Annotated in this window: 11 protein-coding genes, 1 tRNA gene and 1 pseudogene; 11 read left to right on the forward strand and 2 right to left on the reverse strand. The window is 70.3% G+C overall.

All coding sequences use genetic code 11. The features are described from left to right. Positions 1-30 precede the first annotated feature (30 nt). Entirely contained in the window at positions 31-2,754 is a 2,724-nt protein-coding gene (gene polA / locus AMK16_RS13400) for a DNA polymerase I (RefSeq protein WP_073914150.1), read from the reverse strand. Between the two features lie 115 nt (positions 2,755-2,869). On the opposite strand from polA, the gene AMK16_RS13405 reads away from it, so the two are divergent. The 10 genes and pseudogenes from AMK16_RS13405 to nadE all read left to right on the forward strand — a co-directional run bounded on the left by AMK16_RS13405 (position 2,870) and on the right by nadE (position 13,590). Further along, positions 2,870-5,140 (forward strand): FdhF/YdeP family oxidoreductase, encoded by a 2,271-nt coding sequence (locus AMK16_RS13405; protein ID WP_073914152.1) that lies wholly within the window; start codon positions 2,870-2,872, stop codon positions 5,138-5,140. A 54-nt stretch (positions 5,141-5,194) separates the two neighbouring features. Next, positions 5,195-5,677 carry a PaaI family thioesterase gene (locus tag AMK16_RS13410; protein WP_073914155.1) on the forward strand — a complete coding sequence of 161 codons (483 nt, stop codon included), beginning with the start codon at positions 5,195-5,197 and terminating at the stop codon, positions 5,675-5,677. 167 nt (positions 5,678-5,844) lie between these two features. Further along, positions 5,845-6,258, forward strand: a complete 414-nt coding sequence (locus tag AMK16_RS13415; protein WP_073914157.1) for a hypothetical protein — start codon at positions 5,845-5,847, stop codon at positions 6,256-6,258. A gap of 542 nt (positions 6,259-6,800) precedes the next feature. Continuing rightward, positions 6,801-8,033 carry a branched-chain amino acid ABC transporter substrate-binding protein gene (locus AMK16_RS13420; protein WP_073914160.1) on the forward strand — a complete coding sequence of 411 codons (1,233 nt, stop codon included), beginning with the start codon at positions 6,801-6,803 and terminating at the stop codon, positions 8,031-8,033. Positions 8,034-8,156: 123 nt separating this feature from the next. Continuing rightward, the gene (locus AMK16_RS13425) at positions 8,157-9,089 is read left to right on the forward strand and encodes a branched-chain amino acid ABC transporter permease (protein ID WP_073914163.1); all 933 of its coding nucleotides are present in this window, start codon (positions 8,157-8,159) and stop codon (positions 9,087-9,089) included. A gap of 5 nt (positions 9,090-9,094) precedes the next feature. Continuing rightward, positions 9,095-10,633, forward strand: a 1,539-nt coding sequence (locus tag AMK16_RS13430) for a branched-chain amino acid ABC transporter permease (protein WP_242438757.1), incomplete at its 3' end; no start/stop codon positions are given. A 1-nt stretch (position 10,634) separates the two neighbouring features. Next, positions 10,635-10,825: pseudogene (locus AMK16_RS37175) on the forward strand (branched-chain amino acid ABC transporter permease); the annotation flags it as partial. 5 nt (positions 10,826-10,830) lie between these two features. After that, positions 10,831-11,859 (forward strand): ABC transporter ATP-binding protein, encoded by a 1,029-nt coding sequence (locus AMK16_RS13435; RefSeq protein ID WP_073914168.1) that lies wholly within the window; start codon positions 10,831-10,833, stop codon positions 11,857-11,859. After that, on the forward strand, positions 11,856-12,572 hold the full coding sequence (locus tag AMK16_RS13440; protein WP_073914170.1) for an ABC transporter ATP-binding protein: 717 nt from the start codon (positions 11,856-11,858) through the stop codon (positions 12,570-12,572). The genes AMK16_RS13435 and AMK16_RS13440 overlap by 4 nt, the downstream gene beginning before the upstream one ends. Positions 12,573-12,756: 184 nt before the next feature. Beyond that, complete coding sequence (nadE, locus tag AMK16_RS13445; protein ID WP_073914173.1) at positions 12,757-13,590, forward strand: ammonia-dependent NAD(+) synthetase; 834 nt, start codon at positions 12,757-12,759, stop codon at positions 13,588-13,590. Between the two features lie 66 nt (positions 13,591-13,656). Here nadE and AMK16_RS13450 read toward each other — a convergent pair whose 3' ends face one another. Further along, a complete protein-coding gene (locus tag AMK16_RS13450; protein WP_073914176.1) occupies positions 13,657-14,310 on the reverse strand; it encodes an ANTAR domain-containing response regulator in 654 nt (217 codons plus the stop codon). A gap of 99 nt (positions 14,311-14,409) precedes the next feature. Here AMK16_RS13450 and AMK16_RS13455 point away from each other — a divergent pair. Next, a tRNA-Leu gene (locus AMK16_RS13455) sits at positions 14,410-14,484 on the forward strand. Positions 14,485-14,577 lie beyond the last annotated feature (93 nt).

Genomic DNA, 14,577 nt, shown 5'->3' on the forward strand with positions numbered 1-14,577 from the left:
CGCGGCGCGGGCGTACACCGCTCACGGCGGTCAGTGCGCGGCGGATTCCCAGTCGGAGCCGACGCCCACGGACACGTCCAGCGCCGCCCGCAGGTCGACGGCGGCGCCCATCTCGCGCCGGACCAGCTCCTCGACCTCGTTGCGCTCGCCGGGGGCGATCTCCAGCACGATTTCGTCGTGGACCTGGAGCAGCATCCGCGACTTCAGCCCGGCTTCGGCGATCGCCTTGTCCACGCGCAGCATCGCGACCTTGACGATGTCGGCCGCGGTGCCCTGGATCGGGGCGTTGAGCGCCATCCGCTCGGCGGCCTCGCGGCGCTGGCGGTTGTCGCTGTTGAGGTCGGGCAGGTACCGGCGGCGGCCGAAGACCGTCGCCGTGTAGCCGGTGGCCCGGGCCTCGTCGACGACGCGCTGCAGGTATTCGCGGACCCCGCCGAACCGCTCGAAGAAGGTCTCCATCAGGCCGCGCGCCTCGGCGGGCTCGATGTTCAGCTGCTGGGCGAGGCCGAAGGCGGAGAGCCCGTAGGCGAGGCCGTACGACATGGCCTTGATCTTGCGGCGCATCTCGGCATCGACCGCGGACCGCTCCACCCCGAACACCTGGGAGGCGACGGTGGTGTGCAGGTCCTCGCCGGTCGCGAAGGCTTCGATCAGGCCCTCGTCCTCGGAGAGGTGGGCCATGACGCGCAGCTCGATCTGGCTGTAGTCGGCGGTCATGAGGGACTCGAAGCCCTCGCCGACGACGAAGCCGCGGCGGATGGCGCGGCCCTCGTCGGTGCGCACCGGCACGTTCTGCAGGTTGGGGTCGGTGGAGGACAGCCGTCCGGTCGCGGCGACGGTCTGGCTGAAGCTGGTGTGCACCCGGCCGTCGGCGCCGATGGTCTTGACGAGGCCCTCGACGGTGACGCGCAGCTTGGCCTGCTCCCGGTGGCGCAGCATGATCACCGGGAGTTCGTGGTCGGTCTGCTTGGCCAGCCAGGCCAGCGCGTCGGCGTCCGTGGTGTAGCCGGTCTTGGTCTTCTTCGTCTTGGGCAGGTCGAGCTCGCCGAAGAAGACCTCCTGGAGCTGCTTGGGCGAGCCGAGGTTGAACTCGTGGCCGACGGCCGCGTGCGCCTCCTTCACCGCCTGCTGCACCGCTCCGGCGAACTGCTGCTCCATGCCTTCCAGGTGGTCGCGGTCGGCGGCGATGCCGGCGCGCTCCATCCGGGCGAGCAGCTCGGAGGTCGGCAGCTCCATGTCGTGGAGCAGCTCCACGGCGCCGACCTCGGCGAGCTTGCCGGTGAAGGCCTCGCCCAGGTCGAGGACGGCGCGGGCCTGCGCCATCAGGGCTTCCGCCTCCGCCGTCTCGTCGGCGCCGAAGGCGAGCTGTCCGTCGGCCGCGGCCGGGGCCAGCTCCCGGTGCAGGTACTCGTTCGACAGCACGTCCAGCGCGAAGGACCGGCGGCCGGGCTTGACCAGGTAGGCGGCGAGGGCGGTGTCCATGGTGACGCCCGCCAGGGCCCAGCCGTGCTCGGGGAAGACCCGCATCAGGCCCTTGGCGTTGTGCACCACCTTGGGACGGGCCGGGTCGGCGGCCCAGGCCGCGAACGCCTGCTCGTCGGCCTCGTCCAGGTCGGACGGGTCGAACCAGGCGGCCGGGCCGTCCGCAGCGGCCAGCGCGATCTCGCTGACATTGCCCTGGCCCAGCGCCCAGCTGTCGACGGTGGAGACGCCGAGCGGGGCGCCCGCGCGGGCCTCCAGCCACGGAGCGAGCTCCCCGGCGCCCAGCACGGAGCCGTCCAGCTCCACCCCGGCGGCCGGGGCCGGGGCGGCCTCCTGCTCGGCCGCGCCCGGGTCCACCGCCAGCAGCCGCTCGCGCAGCGAGGCGTTGCGGATCTCCAGTACGTCCAGCACGCCGGTCACCGCGGAGCGGTCGTACGGGGCGCGGACCAGGTCGGCCGGGGTCTTGGGCAGCTCCACGTCCTTGACCATCTCGGTCAGGACGCGGTTGAGCTTGACGGCCTCCAGGTGGTCCCGGAAGTTCTGCCCGGCCTTGCCCTTGACCTCTTCGGCGCGCTCCACGAGCTCGGCGAACGACCCGAACTGCATGATCCACTTGGCGGCGGTCTTCTCACCGACGCCCGGGATGCCGGGCAGGTTGTCGGACGGGTCGCCGCGCAGCGCCGCGAAGTCCGGGTACTGCCGGGGGGTGAGGCCGTACTTCTCCTCGACCTTCTGCGGCGTGAACCGCGTCAGCTCCGAGACGCCCTTGGTCGGGTAGAGCACGGTGGTGTGCTCGGAGACGAGCTGGAAGGAGTCGCGGTCGCCGGTGACGATCAGCACGTCGAAGCCGGCGGCCTCCGCCTGCGTCGCCAGCGTCGCGATCACGTCGTCGGCCTCGAAGCCGTCGACCGCGAAGCGCGGCACCTGCATCGCGTCGAGCAGCTCGCCGATCAGCTCGACCTGCCCCTTGAACTCGTCGGGGGTCTTGGAGCGGTTCGCCTTGTACTCGGGGAACTCCGTCGAACGCCACGTCTTGCGCGAGACGTCGAACGCCACCGCGAAGTGCGTGGGCGCCTCGTCGCGCAGCGTGTTCGCCAGCATCGACGCGAAGCCGTAGATGGCATTGGTCGGCTGGCCGGTCGCGGTCGTGAAGTTCTCCGCGGGCAGCGCGAAGAACGCCCGGTACGCCAGGGAGTGCCCGTCCATGAGCATCAGGCGGGGGCGGTCCGCTGCGGTCGTCTGGTCGGTCTTCTTCGATGCTGAATCTGCCACGTCCCCGATCCTAGGCGCCCCCGCCGACAATTCCGGCGTCGGCGTCGTGGGGGGAGCGTGACAGGATCGGACGCGCACGCGATGTGTACGCGAAGACTGCTCGAAGGGGAGCGACATGGCCGCCAAGCCGCCCGCAGGTGATCCGGTACAGGACGCGCCGCAGGTCGCGCCTCCGAAGCGGGCGGCGGCCGGGCTGCCCGCGATCGGGCACACCCTGAGGATCGCGCAGCAGCAGATGGGCCTGGCCCGTACCGCCCGCACGCTCCTCAAGGTCAACCAGAAGAACGGCTTCGACTGCCCCGGCTGCGCATGGCCCGAGGGCGACCAGCGGCACACCGCGGAGTTCTGCGAGAACGGCGCCAAGGCCGTCGCGGAGGAGGCCACGCTGCGCCGGGTCACCCCGGCGTTCTTCGCCGAGCACCCCCTCGCCGACCTCGCGGAGCGCTCGGGCTACTGGCTCGGCCAGCAGGGCCGCATCACCGAGCCGGTGTACCTCCCCGAGGGCGCAGACCGCTACGAGCCGGTCAGCTGGGAGCGGGCCTTCGCGATCATCGCCGAGGAACTGACCGCGCTCGGCTCCCCCGACGAGGCCGTCTTCTACACCTCGGGCCGCACCAGCAACGAGGCCGCCTTCCTCCTCCAGCTCTTCGCCCGCGAATTCGGCACTAACAACCTGCCGGACTGCTCCAACATGTGCCACGAGTCCTCGGGCTCCGCGCTGAACGAGACCATCGGCATCGGCAAGGGCAGCGTCTCCCTCGAAGACCTCCACCAGGCGGAGCTGATCATCGTCGCCGGGCAGAACCCGGGCACCAACCACCCGCGCATGCTCTCCGCCCTGGAGCGGGCCAAGTCCGCCGGCGCGAAGATCATCTCGGTGAATCCGCTGCCCGAGGCCGGGATGGAGCGGTTCAAGAACCCGCAGACCCCCCTCGGCATGCTCAAGGGCACCGCCCTGAACGACCTCTTCCTCCAGATCCGCATCGGCGGCGACCAGGCCCTCTTCCGCCTCCTGAACAAGCTGGTCATCGAGGCGGGCGGGGCCACCGACGAGGCGTTCATCCGCGAACACACCCACGGGTACGAGGAGTTCGCGGCCGCCGCCGGGGAAGCCGACTGGGACGAGACCCTCGCCGCCACCGGCCTGACCCGGCCCGAGATCGAGGCCGCCCTCGCCATGGTCCTGGCCTCCCGGCGCACCATCGTCTGCTGGGCCATGGGCCTCACCCAGCACAAGCACGCCGTGGCCACCATCCGCGAGGTCGTCAACCTCCTCCTGCTGCGCGGCGACATCGGCCGCCCCGGCGCCGGCGTCTGCCCGGTCCGCGGGCACTCCAACGTGCAGGGCGACCGCACCATGGGGATCTTCGAGCGCCCCGCGCCCGCCTTCCTCGACGCCCTCGACCTGGAGTTCGGCATCAGCTCGCCGCGGGCGCACGGCTTCGACGTCGTCCGCTCCATCCAGGCCCTGCGCGACGGCGAGGCCAAGGTCTTCTTCGCCATGGGCGGCAACTTCGTCGGCGCCACCCCCGACACCGAGGTCACCGAGGCCGCGATCCGCCGCGCCTCGCTGACCGTGCACGTCTCCACCAAGCTCAACCGCTCCCACGCGGTCACCGGCCGGCGCGCCCTGATCCTGCCCACCCTCGGCCGGACCGACAAGGACGTCCAGAGCTCGGGCAGGCAGTTCGTCACCGTCGAGGACTCCATGGGCATGGTCCACGCCTCCCGCGGCAACCTCGCCCCCGCCTCCCCGCACCTGCTCTCCGAGCCGGCGATCGTGGCCCGCATGGCCCGCGCCGTCCTCGGCGAGGGCTCGCGGACGCCGTGGGAGGAGTTCGAAGGGGACTACGCCGCCATCCGCGACCGGATCGCCCGCGTCGTCCCCGGCTTCGAGGACTTCAACGCCCGCGCGGCCCGGCCCGGAGGCTTCCGGCTCCCGCACGCCCCGCGCGACGAGCGCCGCTTCCCCACCGCCACCGGCAAGGCGAACTTCACCGCCGCGCCGGTGGAGTACCCCCGGGTCCCGGCGGGTCGGCTGCTGCTGCAGACCCTGCGCAGCCACGACCAGTACAACACCACCATCTACGGGCTGGACGACCGCTACCGCGGGATCACCGCAGGCCGCCGCGTCGTCATGGTCCACCCGCAGGACGCCGCCGAGCTGGGTCTGGCCGACGGCTCCTACGCCGACCTGGTGAGCGAGTGGAAGGACGGCGTAGAACGGCGTGCGCCCGGCTTCCGCGTCGTGCACTACCCGACCGCGCGCGGCTGCGCGGCCGCGTACTACCCGGAGACCAATGTGCTGGTCCCGCTCGATGCCACCGCCGACACCAGCAATACCCCGGCGAGCAAGTCCGTCGTCGTCCGCTTCGAACCGGCCTGATAGAACGACCCCAGGACAAGATGGTTAACGAGCGTTGACGAACGGAGCCGGCCCATGGGCGAGCAGCACCACGTGAAGTTCCCGCAGGAGGTCCTGGACGAGTACACGGCTCTGGGCATCGACCTGCCCTCGCTCTTCTCGGCGGGCCACCTCGGGGAGCGGATGGACATCCGCATCCTGGAGGCGTCGGCCGAGCGGGTCGTGGCCACCATGCCGGTCGAGGGCAACACCCAGCCGTACGGCCTGCTGCACGGCGGGGCCTCCGCCGTGCTCGCCGAGACGCTCGGCTCGGTCGGCGCCATGATGCACGGCGGCATCACCAAGGTCGCCGTCGGCGTGGACCTCAACTGCACCCACCACCGGGGCGTGCGCTCCGGACTGGTCACCGGTGTCGCGACCCCCGTGCACCGGGGCCGCTCCACCGCCACCTACGAGGTCGTCATCAGCGACGAGCAGGACCGGCGCGTCTGCACGGCCCGCCTGACGTGCCTGCTGCGCGACGCCGGCCCGGCCGCCGGGGCCCCGGCCGGAGCCTGACCCGCCCCGCAGGCCCGGACCGCCCCCGCCCCCGCGGTCCGGACCTGCGGAACGCCCGGCGGACCCGCCCGGCGGACCCGCCCGCGGACCCGCCCGGAATCCGCCAGTCCGCGTGCCCGGCGCCGCGGGCTGTTGTGTCACCGTTGGTGACCGCCTACCTTCCCCCCATGGGGACCCAGCCACGCCCAGCGGTCCGGTACGCCGCCCGCGCCCTCCTCGCGGCGCTCGCCCTGACCGGATGCTCTCCTTCCGCCCCGCCTCCCGCCGCAGGCTCCGCGGGCCCCTCCGCGGACCCCTCCGCCGGCCCCTCCTCACCCGCCCAAATCTGCACGAGCCTGGTGTCCTACTGGGCGAAGGAGACCCTCCTGGGCACCAAATGGTCCGGTCTGGACTGGGAACAGAAGGGCCTCTCCAACGACCAGTACGCCATCCACGAGGAAGCGGTCGCCGCGGGCCGCGCCGAGGAGCGAACATCCGGCCGGGACAAGGCACTTGAGCTGATGGAGCGGCTCGTCGCCCGGCGCTGCGCCGAACAGGACGGTGCGACCTGGAGTTCGGAGAACTGGCGGCCCTCAACGTGACCGGGGTCACCGGAATCCCGGGTGCGCTGTCCGACTTCCGGGCACTCGCCCCGCGGGGCCGAACCGCAGGTGACAGGCCCTCCCCCGCCGGAAGCAAGATCACCGCGCCGGGGCGGCCCCCCGCCCGCCCTTCACCCTGCGTTACGAAAATGCCCCACGGAATCCCCCTATTCCCTAGGGAATGGCCACCCGGCGGATTCTTTCGGACACACGCAGCGACATTCGGCTCAATTTGATCTAAGACAGGTGCATGAGGGCCTCAAGCCCCTTAGGGGAACAGGTAATTCTCACGATGCGGACATTCTCCGGCGTCGCTAAACGCCCGATCTGTCCACACTCCCACCGCACATTCTTGGCCTTGGCATAACAAGAGAGTCACATCCTCCTTTCCCTGCTCCCCGCACTCGCCACCTCGGGCCTAGAGTCACGGCCAGTCACCGCGCCGCAAGGCGCGACCCAGCACGGCCGTGGACCTCCCAGTGCGGCCCGGCGACCTCACGGCACCTCGACCTCAGAGGGCCGCGCCAGGGAAAGGAAGAATCGTGCGACACCGTTCTTTGCTCGTCCTCACCACCGTGATCACCACGGGAGCACTGACCCTCACCGCTTGCGGATCGCGCGACGGAGGAACCAAGGAAGACGGCAGCGGCAAGAAGACCGTCGTCGTCATCGGCGTCGACGCCCCGCTCACCGGCTCGCTCTCCGCGCTCGGCCAGGGCATCAAGAACTCCGTGGACCTCGCGGCCAAAACGGCCAACAAGAACAACGAAGTCCCCGGCATCGAGTTCAAGGTCGAGGGCCTCGACGACCAGGCGGTCCCCGCCTCCGGTCAGGCCAACGCCACCAAGCTCGTCGGCAACAAGGACGTCGTCGGCGTCGTCGGCCCGCTGAACTCCGGCGTCTCCCAGCAGATGCAGGGCGTCTTCGCCTCGGCGAACCTCGCCCAGGTCTCGCCCGCCAACACCAACCCCTCGCTCAGCCAGGGCGACAACTGGGGCAAGGGCGAGTTCAAGCGCCCCTTCAAGACCTACTTCCGCACCGCCGCCACCGACGTGGTCCAGGGCAAGTTCGCCGCCCAGTACCTCTTCAAGGACGCCGGCAAGAAGAAGGTCTTCGTCGTCGACGACAAGCAGACCTACGGCGCCGGCCTGGCCGCGATCTTCTCCGACGAGTTCAAGAAGCTCGGCGGCGAGGTCGTGGGCACCGACCACGTCACCGTGAAGGAGACCGACTTCTCCTCCACCGCCGACAAGGTCAAGTCCTCCGGCGCCGACTCCGTCTACTTCGGCGGCCAGTACCCCGAGGGCGGCCTGCTCGCCGACCAGATCAAGAAGACCGGCGCCAAGATCCCCACCATGGGTGGCGACGGCATCCAGGACCCGGCCTTCATCACCGCCTCCGGTGAGGAGAACGAGGGCGACCTCTCCACCTCCATCGGCTACCCGGTCGAGAAGCTGGACACCGCCAAGAAGTTCATCGAGGACTACAAGGCCGGCGGTTACAAGGACCCCTACGCCGCCTACGGTGGCTACTCCTACGACGCCGGCTGGGCCCTGATCCAGGCCGTCAAGGCCGTCGTCGCCGCCAACAACGGCAAGCTCCCCGCCGACGCCCGCCCCGCGGTCGTCGAGGCGCTCGGCAAGGTCTCCTTCGAAGGCGTGACCGGCAAGGTCGCCTTCGACGAGTACGGCGACACCACCAACAAGCAGCTCACGGTCTACAAGGTCGAGGGCGGCAAGTGGGTCGACGTCAAGAGCGACACGTTCAACCAGTAATCCCGTAGAACCGGGCCGGTCCGTCCGACCGACCCGCCCCGTCATCAAAGAACCAGCCGCGCGAGGGCGCAAACAGCGCCCTCGCGCGGAGTCTTATCCGACACGCTCATCGGAGGCCCTGCGGTGCACGAACTGCCGCAACAGCTGGCCAACGGCCTTGCCCTCGGTGCCCTTTATGGCCTCATAGCCATCGGGTACACCATGGTCTACGGCATCGTCCAGCTCATCAACTTCGCCCACGGCGAGATCTTCATGATCGGCGGCTTCGGCGCGCTCACCGCCTACGCCGCCCTCCCGACCGGCACCTCCCTGCTGATCGCGATCCCCGTCATGATCGTCGGAGGCGCACTCGCCTCCGTCGCCGTCGCCACCGCAGCCGAACGCTTCGCCTACCGTCCCCTGCGCAGCGCCCCCCGGCTCGCCCCGCTCATCACCGCAATCGGCCTCTCGATCGCGCTCCAGCAGCTCGTCTGGCAGTTCTACCCGGACGCCAAGAAGGCAGTCAGCTTCCCCGAGTTCAAGGGCGAGGCCTTCAAGCTCACCGACAGTCTCGCGATCCAGCGTGCGGACGCCTTCGTCCTCATCCTCGCCCCGCTGTGCATGCTCGCCCTCGGCGTCTTCGTCTCCAAGAGCCGCAGCGGCCGCGCCATGCAGGCCACGGCGCAGGACCCCGACACCGCGAAGCTGATGGGCATCAACACCGACCGCATCATCGTCATGGCCTTCGCCATCGGTGCCGCGTTCGCCGCCGTCGCCGCCGTCGCCTACGGCCTCGACAAGGGCCAGATCAACTTCGAGATGGGCTTCATCCTCGGGCTCAAGGCCTTCACCGCGGCCGTCCTCGGCGGCATCGGCAACATCTACGGCGCCATGGTCGGCGGCGTGGTACTCGGCCTGGCCGAAGCCCTGTCGATCGCCTACATCGAAGACATCCCCGGCATGCAGCAGCTCGGCGGTGGAGCCTGGTCCAACGTCTGGGCGTTCGTACTCCTCATCGTCGTCCTCCTCGTGCGGCCACAAGGCCTGCTCGGTGAGCGCGTCGCGGATCGGGCGTGAGAACCATGACCACCAACACCACCCCGCAGACCGCCCCCGCGAAGCAGGGCCCCGCCCCCGCCGGGCTCCTCTACGCGGTCATCGGCGGCAGCCTCCTCACCATCGTCAGCGCGTTCCTCGCGTGGACCTGGACGGCGGAGTTCCCCGGCGACCTCACCTACTACGCCAGCCCCGCCGGACTGCAGTTCATCAGCCTCATCGGGGCGGCCCTCACCCTCGTCCACGCGCTCTCCGCGCTCGGCGTCAAGGGCCTCGGCTGGCTCACCCCCGCCGGCTCCCGCAAGGCCGTCTGGTTCCTCGCGCTCGGCACCTTCGCCGCCACCTGGTTCACCGTCATCGCCATCTGCTGGGTGCTCGGCGGCGTCGTCAACCTGGAACCCGGCGCCTACGTCGCGCTCGTCGGCTCGCTCGTCCCGGCCCTGGCCGCGTACAAGCTCCCCGACGACACCCGCAAGGCGGCCCCCGCCAGGCAGCTGCCCTCCTGGGCGCAGATCCTGGTCATCGCCGGCGTCTTCGCGGTCGGCCTCTTCGTGGTCACCTACGGCATCGACACCGACGACAAGGAGCCGCAGCTCTTCGTCGCCTACCTCATCGTCGTGCTGTTCGCGGCCGTCGCCCTGCTCAAGTCCGGGCTCATCGACCGCCTCCAGGCGATCACCGCGAACAACCGCCAGGTGACGCTGATCGCCACCATGGCCGCGGCCGTCGGCTTCCCGTTCATCCAGCAGAGCGGCGACACGTACACCCTGATCGCGGTCAACATCCTGATCTTCGCGACCGTCGCCCTCGGCCTCAACGTCGTCGTCGGCCTCGCCGGCCTCCTCGACCTCGGCTACGTCGCCTTCCTCGGCGTCGGCGCGTACACCGCGGCCCTGGTCTCCGGAGCGGCATCCTCCGCCTTCGACATCCACATCCCCTTCCTGCTCGCGGTCCTCGTCGGCGCCCTGGCCTCGCTGGTCTTCGGCGTGGTCATCGGAGCCCCGACCCTGCGCCTGCGCGGCGACTACCTCGCCATCGTCACCCTCGGTTTCGGAGAGATCTTCCGCATCGCCATGGGCAACCTGGACGGCGTCTCCGGGCCGAAGATCACCAACGGTCCCAACGGCATTCCGAACATCCCCCACCTGGAGGTCTTCGGATACAACTTCGGTGAATCCCACACCGTCTTCGGAGTGGTGCTCGGCGCCTACGCCAACTACTACCTCCTGATGCTGCTGGTGATGGCCCTCGTCATCCTGATCTTCGCCCGCGCCACCAACAGCCGCATCGGCCGCGCCTGGGTCGCCATCCGCGAGGACGAGACCGCCGCGACCGCCATGGGCATCAACGGCTTCCGGGTCAAGCTCATCGCCTTCGCCCTCGGCGCCACCCTCGCCGGCCTCGCCGGCACCATCCAGGCCCACGTCAACACCACGGTCGTCCCCGAGAACTACGTCTTCGCCGGACCCGTCCCGCCGAACTCCGCGTTCCTCCTGGCCGCCGTCATCCTCGGCGGCATGGGCACCGTCCGCGGCCCCATCCTCGGCGCCGCACTGCTCTTCCTGNTCGTCCTGATCCCGGCCAAGCTGGCCTTCCTCCAGGACTACCAGCTGCTCGGCTTCGGCATCGCCCTCATCCTGCTCATGCGCTTCCGCCCCGAAGGCCTCATCGCCAACAAGCGCGCGAAGCTCGAGTACCACGACGACACCGCTGACCAGGTCCCCGCGGACCTGGCCACCGCCAAGGCGGGGGCATAACGGCCATGACGACGAACACCACGACCACCACCGCCACCCCGAACACGACCGGCGAGACCGTCCTCGAAGCCAGCGGCGTCACCATGCGCTTCGGCGGCCTCACCGCCGTCCGCTCGGTGGACCTCAAGGTCAACGCGGGCGAGATCGTCGGCCTCATCGGCCCCAACGGCGCCGGCAAGACCACCTTCTTCAACTGCCTGACCGGGCTGTACGTCCCCACCGAGGGCACCGTCAGCTACAAGGGCACCGTCCTGCCGCCCAAGCCCCACCTCGTCACCCAGGCGGGCATCGCCCGTACCTTCCAGAACATCCGGCTCTTCTCCAACATGACGGTGAAGGAGAACGTCCTCGTCGGGCGCCACACCCGGACCAAGGAAGGGCTCTGGTCGGCCCTGCTGCGCGGCCCCGGCTTCAAGAAGGCCGAAGCCGCCTCCGAGGCACGCGCCATGGAACTCCTGGAGTTCATCGGGCTGGCCCACAAGGCCGACCACCTCGCGCGGAACCTCCCCTACGGCGAGCAGCGCAAGCTGGAGATCGCGCGCGCTCTCGCCAGCGACCCCGGCCTCCTGCTCCTCGACGAGCCCACCGCCGGCATGAACCCGCAGGAAACCCGCGCGGCCGAAGAACTCATCTTCGCCATCCGCGACATGGGCATCGCCGTCCTCGTCATCGAGCACGACATGCGCTTCATCTTCAACCTCTGCGACCGCGTCGCCTGTCTCGTCCAGGGCGAGAAGCTCGTCGAGGGCAGCGCCTCCGTCGTCCAGGGCGACGAACGCGTCGTGGCCGCCTACCTCGGCACCCCCTTCGAGGGCGACCCCGGCGCTGCCGAGGTCGCGGAGGTCGAGGCCGCGGAAGCCGCCGCCGGAACCGTCGCACCCGTCGAGGCGGACACGGACGTCGTCGCCGCCGAAGCGGACGCCCACGCGGACGCCGAAGCGGACGCCGACGCGGACGCCGGAACCCCCGCGGCGGCCGAAGCCGAAGCGGGCAGCACCACCAGCACCACCAGCACGGAAGGAGAGGCCAAGTGACCGCACTGCTCAAGGTCGAAGACCTCAAAGTCGCCTACGGCAAGATCGAAGCCGTCAAGGGGATCTCCTTCGAAGTCAACGAGGGCGAGATCGTCTGCCTCGTCGGCACCAACGGCGCCGGCAAGACGACCACGCTGCGCACCCTCTCCGGGCTCCTCAAGCCCAGCGGCGGCAGCGTCACCTTCGACGGCAACCCGCTGGCCAACGTCCCCGCCCACAAGATCGTCGCCATGAAGCTGGCCCACTCCCCCGAGGGCCGCCACATCTTCCCCCGGCTGACCATCACCGAAAACCTCCAGCTCGGCGCGTTCCTGCGCACCGACAAGGAGGGCATCGAGAAGGACATCCAGCGCGCCTACGACCTCTTCCCCATCCTGGGAGAGCGCCGCAAGCAGGCCGCCGGCACCCTCTCGGGCGGCGAGCAGCAGATGCTCGCCATGGGCCGCGCGCTCATGTGCCAGCCCAAGCTGCTCATGCTGGACGAGCCCTCCATGGGCCTGTCCCCGCTCATGATGCAGAAGATCATGGCGACCATCTCCGAGCTCAAGGCCACCGGGACCACCATCCTGCTGGTCGAGCAGAACGCGCAGGCGGCGCTGTCGCTGGCCGACCGCGCGCACGTCATGGAGATCGGCAAGATCGTGCTCTCCGGCACCGGCCAGGAGCTGCTCCACAACGAGGACGTCCGCAAGGCCTACCTCGGCGAGGACTGACCGAGCCCGCCAGACCGTGAGGCCCGTCTCCCCTCGGGGGGAGACGGGCCTCACGCACGTCCGGACACCGCCGGCCCCTCCCCCCGGACAGGTCGCCGCCCACTCCGGTCCCGCCCCGGCCACCCCCCGCCACCTCGGTAAGGTGGCCGCGACAGCACCACACCCACGGGAACGAGGAGCAGACGTGAGCGAGCCGGCGACCATCGCCCAGCAGGAGGAGATCGCCCGGGAACTGGAGGTCGCCGAGACCTTCGACGCCGCGCAGGAGATCGAGCGCCGCGTGGCCTTCCTCGCCGAACGCCTGACCACCACCGGGCTGCGCGCCCTCGTCCTCGGCATCAGCGGAGGCGTCGACTCCACCACGGCGGGCCGGCTCTGCCAGCTCGCCGTCGAGCGGGCCCGCGCCGCGGGCCACGAGGCGCGCTTCTACGCCATGCGGCTGCCGTACGGCGTCCAGGCCGACGAACACCACGCGCAGCTCGCGCTCGCCTTCATCCGGGCCGACCGCGTCCTGACCGTGGACATCAAGCCCGCGAGCGACGCCGCGCTCGACGCAGCGCTGGCCGCCGACGTCACCTTCCGCGACGCGCACCACCAGGACTTCGCCCACGGCAACATCAAGGCCCGCCAGCGCATGATCGCCCAGTACGCGGTCGCGGGCGCCCACGACGGCCTGGTCGTCGGCACCGACCACGCCGCCGAGGCCGTCTCCGGCTTCTTCACCAAGTTCGGCGACGGCGCCGCGGACCTGGTCCCGCTGACCGGCCTGACCAAGCGCCGGGTGCGCGCCGTCGCGGACGCGCTGGGGGCGCCCGCCGAGCTCGTGTGGAAGGTCCCGACGGCCGACCTGGAGACCCTCGACCCGGGCAAGGCCGACGAGGACGCCCTCGGCGTGACCTACGACGAGATCGACGACTTCCTGGAGGGCAAGCCGGTGGACGAGCGGGCCTTTGCGACCATCGTCCGCCGCTACCGCCTCACCGACCACAAGCGCCGGCTGCCCATCGCCCCGCGGTAGGGAGCCCGCCGGCCGGGCGGCCGAGCCCGGCCGGCGCCCTGCCCGAGTCCGGGCAGGGCAGGGCAGCTAGCCCTTGGCGGCGTTCTTCTTCTCCTCGGCGTCCTCGATGACCGCCTCGGCGACCTGCTGCATGGACATGCGGCGGTCCATGGAGGTCTTCTGGATCCAGCGGAACGCGGCCGGCTCGGTGAGCCCGTACTGGGTCTGCAGGATGCTCTTGGCCCGGTCCACGAGCTTGCGGGTCTCCAGGCGGAGCGAGAGGTCGGCGACCTCCTTCTCCAGCGCCTTCAGTTCGGCGAAGCGGGAGACGGCCATCTCGATGGCCGGTACGACGTCGCTCTTGCTGAACGGCTTCACGAGGTACGCCATGGCACCGGCGTCGCGGGCCCGCTCGACGAGGTCGCGCTGCGAGAAGGCGGTGAGCATCAGCACGGGGGCGATGGACTCCTCCGCGATCTTCTCGGCGGCGGAGATCCCGTCCAGGACGGGCATCTTCACGTCGAGGATGACGAGGTCCGGACGGTGCTCGCGCGCCAGCTCGACGGCCGTCTGGCCGTCCCCGGCCTCGCCGACGACGCAGTACCCTTCCTCCTCCAGCATCTCCTTCAGGTCCAGGCGGATGAGCGCCTCGTCCTCGGCGATGACGACGCGAGTCGTCAGCGGCGGAACGTGCGACTGGTCGGCGTCGGGCGTGGGCGTCGACTCGTGCTCGGCGGTCACGGGGGGCTCCTTGATGCGGGGCGTTACTGCTCCCCCGAGCCTACCCAGCTGCGGTAAGGTGGTCAGGCAGCGGGTCGGGGTTAACCTTGGATTCGCGGGGCCCCGGTAGCCCAATTGGCAGCAGGCAATGGATTCAAAACCCATTCAGTGTCGGTTCGAGTCCGACCCGGGGCACTTTTCCTTCCTTTCCAAGGTCACGCGTAAATGCGTGACCTTCACTCTTTTCAGCGGCGCAGAGTCGACATGCGCGACGTGGGCGGAACGCGC

The sequence above is a fragment of the Streptomyces sp. CB00455 genome (genome assembly GCF_001905445.1).
In the GTDB taxonomy this organism is placed as follows: Bacteria; Actinomycetota; Actinomycetes; order Streptomycetales; family Streptomycetaceae; genus Streptomyces.

Excerpts from the sequence above, each read along its gene's own strand:
- AMK16_RS13410 (WP_073914155.1), top strand. The coding sequence starts at position 5,195 with ATGGGCGAGCAGCACCACGTGAAGTTCCCGCAGGAGGTCCTGGACGAG.
- AMK16_RS13415 (WP_073914157.1), top strand. The coding sequence starts at position 5,845 with ATGGGGACCCAGCCACGCCCAGCGGTCCGGTACGCCGCCCGCGCCCTC.
- AMK16_RS13405 (WP_073914152.1), top strand. The coding sequence starts at position 2,870 with ATGGCCGCCAAGCCGCCCGCAGGTGATCCGGTACAGGACGCGCCGCAG.
- AMK16_RS13435 (WP_073914168.1), top strand. The coding sequence starts at position 10,831 with ATGACGACGAACACCACGACCACCACCGCCACCCCGAACACGACCGGC.